Here is a 6156-nt window from a genome sequence, read left to right on the forward strand (position 1 = left end):
CTCAAAGACAAAAAAGACGACAAATACACTAAAATATTGGCAGCTTTGAGTGAAGCAGCCAACAAGATAAAGAGTGCAGCAATGGCCATACATTTAGCTATGCTTTAATTAGATTTGTAAATCGCGTCATGGTACGAAACCGCAAGCTATTTATATGGGTTTTTAGAAAAAAATAGTTCACCAAAATCAATCCAAATAATAAGAAACGGTTGTAACGATTCTTAATATTTTTTTTGGATAATGTTCCTGAGCACCCAAGCTTCTATCAATTGGAAGAAATTCAAAATATCCTTGATTTGCGTTTTTAATTTTTCCTAATTTTGAACTTGAATGTTTTGCAAATTCCAAAGCCGCTAATTTAGCATTTCTAATTGAATCTGCTAACATTTCGGGCTTTATATCATTAATATTGTCAAAGTAATATCTTGGCCCCCCACTATTACTAATTAATATACCTTGATTATAAAGCTCAGCAATATTTTTTTCTACTGCTTCCATTTGCTCAATATTTTTTGTATGAACAGTTAAAGATATATATGCTCTATACTTATAAAGAGATTCTTTGTAATTCTCTTCATTAAATTCCATAAATCCCATTTTTATATGGTCTTCGCTAAATCCCTGTTTTAAAAAAAAACTTTTAATCTTAGACAAGCTTAAATTATTTGCTTTATTAATATCATTGATAGTGTCACCAGTTAAGCTGTATCTAAACTCCCAACTAGAAGATGTTGATAAAATTTCTCTTTCGCTAAGACCCTTGACCGTAATATAATTTTCATTTTTGGTGCCAATGTTTTTTATTCCGTGAGAAATTATAATTGATGACATAAACAAAAGTAACGAAAATAACAAGAAAGATATTTCTTTTCCTCTAAACATAGACTGGCCTCCTAAAATCAATAATAAACAATATATTAAAATTACTGTATTTAAATTTATTTTAACATATTGCTTAATATTAATAAATCAAAATACATTTTAGCAGATCAGAATTTATGACCTTGTCAAAGACAATGTTTTATAAAAAATAAAAGCCAAGATAGCTGCATAATTTAAGTTAATTGAAGCAATTAAAAGCCATCATGATATTTAAAGCAAGAGGTTATTTTTATAATCTTGTGTTTAGAAATAGCACACAATTATTTGACATTTTAAAATATTGCAAAAAATTCATTTTTAAATTATATTTTATTTTATAATGATTACTATTTAATACTTATTATAAATTTATATTATGGCTTTGCAGATATTATGTAAAACCATTTTAAGGGCTTTATTTATGAAAAAAATAATATTATTAATCAATATTTATTTATTTCATGTCAAAACGATAGTTTAAATAAAAATAAGGTTAGCAAAAATCATAATTATAAAAAACAACTTGGGAAAAAATATGTGCGGGGAGAAAGGGATAAACTTTTATCTTGAATAAATAATTTTGTAGAAGTTAATAATAAAGCCATAGATAATTCTTTTGAAAAATTTAAAAGTGAGCCATCTAATCAATATAATCTTCCATTTAAAAATGTTAGTTAGTATGCACTAAAGAAAACACTTGCTGACGATGTAGAAGAATCTAAAAAGGCCAGAAGGTGTTTGTATGCTGTTTTAGATTGCAATGAAAGCGAGTTGAAAGAATTGGGATTAATTTTAAATTCAGATATACATAGCATTAAAAAGATTGCTAATAAAATTATGCAAAATGTGGACATAGAATTCCAATTTAGATTTGAGGCAGTAATTAAATTATTGCTTAATAAAAAAAGCAATTTAATGTTATTAGATATTCCTAATCTCAAAAGGATTAAAATTTGTCTTGAAAATTTTTTAGCTTTAAGAACAACTTTTAGAGAGCTTGTTAAACAATTATTAAATGATTATAGCAGTAATAAAAAGTCCATAAAGTCTGAAAATAGTAAATTGGGAGATTATTTAAATAAAGCTTTTTCAGATATTGTTTTAAGCATGGATAAAAATCCTATAAATCTAGAACAAGAAATTAGAAATATTATTGTTATTTAATTTTAAATTTAATGTAAAACCTTTTTATAAAAACCAATCAAAAATTGTTTAATACTTTACCACATAATCTTTGATGGTATCAAAATTAGAATTGCTAGCTATTTTTTATTTAAATTTCTTCTGTTTATTTTACCCAAAAAATTATCGTCGATTTTTATCGTATATAACAAATATCGACGATTTTTATTTTTTTCTAAATAAAGTTGCAATTAAATATACTGGCACTTTGCACTATAACTTAAGTTTAAAGATTTTAAGGCAGAGTATATTATGAACAAAAAGTTTTTAGAAGAGGATAAATAATGGATTTATTTAAAATTGAAGCTAATTATATCGACATCTTTAAAAAGAATTTATCCAGCTAGCATAGCGATTAAAAACGGTCATATTGCGAGCATAGAAAAAATTAATGCGACATTGGATGAATATGTGCTGCCAGGATTTATTGATGCACATATACATATAGAGAGTTCTTTTCTTATTCCATCAAGCTTTGCTCATTTAGTAGTTACACACGGCACTGTGACTACAATAAAGCGATCCTCATGAAATAGCCAATGTTAATGGTATTGATGGCATTAATTTTATGATAAATAATTCTAAAAAACCCGAGTTTAAATTTTTTTTGGAGTTCCTTCTTGTGTGCCAGCGTTGTCACAAGAATTTGAAACTTCAGGATATGTATTAAATGATAAAGATATAGACAAATTAATGAAATTAGATGATATTTACTATTTGGCTGAAATAATGGATTTTAAAGGCGTGATTAACAAAGATGTTGAAATTATAAATAAAATAAATTCTGCATTAAATCGCAATAAGGTTGTTGATGGACATGCTCCTGTTTTGTCCCCCAATTTAACTTTAAAGTATGCATCTTCGGGTATTAGTACTGATCATGAATGTTTAACAATAGAAGATGCAAGATATAAATTATCTTTGGGTATGAAAATAATAATTAGAGAAGGAAGTGCCGCTAAAAATTTTGAATCTTTGCATCCCTTGATTAGCGAATGTTCTAAAAAATATTGTGATTCTTTAATGTTTTGTTTTGATGATGCGCACCCAAATGACATTCTAAATGGACATATTAATTTAATAATAGCTCGTGCAATAGAGCATGGACATGACTTTTTTGATGTTTTAAAAATAGCATGTATTAATCCGGCTTTACACTATAAAATCCCAGTGGGGCTGTTAAGAATAAGAGATCCTGCTGATTTTATAATTACCAAAGATATTAAAACATTCAAAATAGATAAAACCTACATTAATGGTAAATTGGTTTTTAATGATGGAATTTCACTTATTCCATTAATAAATGAAATTCCTATAAACAATTTTAATTGTAGCAAAAAATCTATTTCGGATTTTAAATTTTCCACTAAAAATAAGATGATCCCGGTCATCAACTGCATCAGCAACCAAATTATTACTCATAAAACTATGATTGATAGCAATTTATTGGCCCCAGATTTTCAATCTAATATTGCCGAAGATATTTTAAAAATAGCTATAATAAATTGATATAAAGACAATAGTAAAATTTCTATAGGATTTATAAAAAATTTTGGAATAAGAAACGGCGCCATAGGAAGTACAGTTGCTCATGATTCTCACAATATCATACTACTTGTTGGGAGTAATGATGAATACTTGTGTAAAGCGGCAAATATAATCATCCCAAATAAAGGGGATTTATGTGCACCAAACAATGAAAAAACCATAATAATAGAACTTCCTATTTCTGGATTAATGAGTACTCTTTCAGCCGAAGAAATAGCTTCACAATATATAAAATTAATGATTTTTGTAAAAATGTTTTAGGTTCTCGGCTTGATGATCCTTTAATGACTTTGTCTTTTATGTCTTTAACGGTGGTCCCCTATTTAAAGATAAATGATAAAGGACTGTTTGATATTGATTCTTTTTGTTTTGTAGATTATTAATTTCAAATTATTATAAAAAGACAAAAAAGGATTAAAAAATTAAACGACAAATTGTAGAAGGAGCTCAAAAGTTTTTTGTCTGTTATTATCTATTAAGGATTATTAATTGTGTGTCTGGCAGTTTTTTATTTTAAAAATTTTATGCATTAAATACTTAGGGGAAAAGCGGTTTTTGGTTAGTGTTTAGGGCACAAATGCTATAAATAATAATCTGCAATAATGTTGAGCGTTATTATTAATTAAATTTATGGAAACCATATGTGTAAATATTGATGCATCTCCTCAATAAATAACATATATATCCCCCCCCCGTTTAAAATAAACTATTGTTTGCCCAAGTCTTAATCTTAAGAAACAAATTAATTAATTCTTTAGCTCCCCTTAGAACCCAAGCTTATATAAAAACTTGTGAAATTTTTTTTATCTCATTACATCTAAAAATAAATCAATAAAAAATCATTTTTGTTTCGGCGCCTCTTTTAATAGCATCCTTATGAGATTATATTTTTGCACTTATATTTTTATTACCTCAATAAAAATTTTATTTTTAAAAAAGTATTTATTGATTATAATATCAATATTATTAAAAAATAGTTAATAAAAAATTAAACATATACTTTTAAATAAAGTAAATATTAAATTAAGGAGTGTAAATTGAAAAAATATATTATCAATTTAAGTTTTATCAATTTAAGTTTATGTTTATTATTCTTTTCATGCGATCTTTTTTTAAAGAATTCTCGATCACGCCAAAAATACAATTTTAAAGTACCCGCTAAATCGGTTTCAAATCCTACCAATAAAGAAGATATAGACACTGAAAAAGGCACTAACACTACACTTTGTATAAAAGAAGAAGATAACAGAATTTTAGTTAAAGACTGTATTAATAATCAAGAGCTTTTTAAAGTAAAATCTAAAAGAAGATATGATTTTAAAAAAGCCATGCTTCTTGGCATTAAAACAGCTTTAAAAGTTATAAATATTGGCAATAATAATAAAAAATTAAATTCCATAAAAAAACATAAAGATCATATTTTATTAGAATTTAAAGATAATAAGATATATATAGTTCGATTATCTGAACTTAAAAGACATTTACTAAAAAGCAAGAAAAAACCACTATTAGGAAGACCTGTACCAGGCGGCGGAGATGCAGAATTTGCAGATGATCCTGATGGTAGAATAGAAGCAGAATTAGAAGCAGAACAAGAGCAAGAGATGATAGACAGAGAAGATTTTGGAGACGAGGAAGACGAAGAATTAGAAGAAGAAATAATTGGAAACTCAAAATCTAATGATTGAAAATCAAATATTACATTTCAATAAAATAAAGAAGTCCCTATAAATAGGGACTTCTTTATTTTATTGAAATGTAATATGCTACAACTACTACAAATTTACATAGTATCACTTAATTTTAGAGTTGTATTTTAAATACCACAATTATCATGCTTTTAATTCAAATATTTAGAATTTTTTATAAGTTGAAATCAATTGGTTTTTTTGCTGTTAAAATTTAACTTCGTACAATAAACATAATTAATTTATAGTTAATTTTATACTTTTAAGATCATCAAAACCAATTAGGTAAAATTCTTTATAATTTTTATTTTAAAAATCCAGTAATTAGTAGAATGGCGTTTTACAATATAGCTTTTAAAGCGTTTTCAGCTTCCCTGTAATAAATTTCTTTCAAAGAAGGCTCTAAAAAGTCATTTATAAAAACTTTTATGCTATTTGAAAAGTGAATTTTACCTTTTATATATTTACCATATTCTTCATAAAGAACGTCCTCTACCTCTTTCAAGGTATTTCTATTTTTAATAAATTGATTTTCTATAATAGAAATATTATATTTTTTGTTTTTAATATTCTGAATATTATTTGTAGTTTCTGTCAAAATAGAAAAGCTTTCTATTGACCATCTTTCTACTTGAACTGGGATTATAATATGGTCTGTAACATTTAAAGCATTCTTTAAAAGGAAATTTCTACTAGGAGAAGTATCTATTATAATATAATCAAAATCAAAACTTTTAGTGCCCTTATTCAATCTAAATTCTAAAATAATTTCCTTATAATCTAAAAAGCTTTCCGTATAACACGGAACATATCTTTTTAAGATATAATTAAAGTTCTCATATATGATAAGTCGACTTTTATGTATTTTAACTGCGTC

Annotated in this window: 3 protein-coding genes and 3 pseudogenes; 4 read left to right on the top strand and 2 right to left on the bottom strand. The window is 25.8% G+C overall.

The features are described from left to right. Positions 1-186: 186 nt before the first annotated feature. Positions 187-882 carry an SIMPL domain-containing protein gene (locus HNP67_RS06380; RefSeq protein ID WP_184125678.1) on the bottom strand — a complete coding sequence of 232 codons (696 nt, stop codon included), beginning with the start codon at positions 880-882 and terminating at the stop codon, positions 187-189. A gap of 675 nt (positions 883-1557) precedes the next feature. On the opposite strand from HNP67_RS06380, the pseudogene HNP67_RS06385 reads away from it, so the two are divergent. The 4 genes and pseudogenes from HNP67_RS06385 to HNP67_RS06395 all read left to right on the top strand — a co-directional run. Beyond that, positions 1558-2025 (top strand): annotated as a pseudogene (locus HNP67_RS06385) (complement regulator-acquiring protein); the annotation flags it as partial. A 429-nt stretch (positions 2026-2454) separates the two neighbouring features. Next, a pseudogene (locus HNP67_RS06390) lies at positions 2455-3552 on the top strand (amidohydrolase family protein). 48 nt (positions 3553-3600) lie between these two features. After that, positions 3601-3974, top strand: a pseudogene (locus tag HNP67_RS07045) (adenine deaminase C-terminal domain-containing protein). A gap of 654 nt (positions 3975-4628) precedes the next feature. Further along, positions 4629-5279 (top strand): hypothetical protein, encoded by a 651-nt coding sequence (locus HNP67_RS06395; protein ID WP_184125680.1) that lies wholly within the window; start codon positions 4629-4631, stop codon positions 5277-5279. Between the two features lie 340 nt (positions 5280-5619). Here the strand turns inward: HNP67_RS06395 and HNP67_RS06400 are convergent. Beyond that, the coding region (locus HNP67_RS06400; RefSeq protein WP_236845752.1) for a ParA family protein at positions 5620-6156 on the bottom strand (537 nt) is incomplete at its 5' end.

Origin of the sequence: Borreliella californiensis, from assembly GCF_014205885.1 — a bacterium.
Lineage (GTDB): Bacteria > Spirochaetota > Spirochaetia > Borreliales > Borreliaceae > Borreliella > Borreliella californiensis.

Coding starts and splice junctions, on each gene's coding strand:
- HNP67_RS06380 (WP_184125678.1), bottom strand. CDS start 882: ATGTTTAGAGGAAAAGAAATATCTTTCTTGTTATTTTCGTTACTTTTG.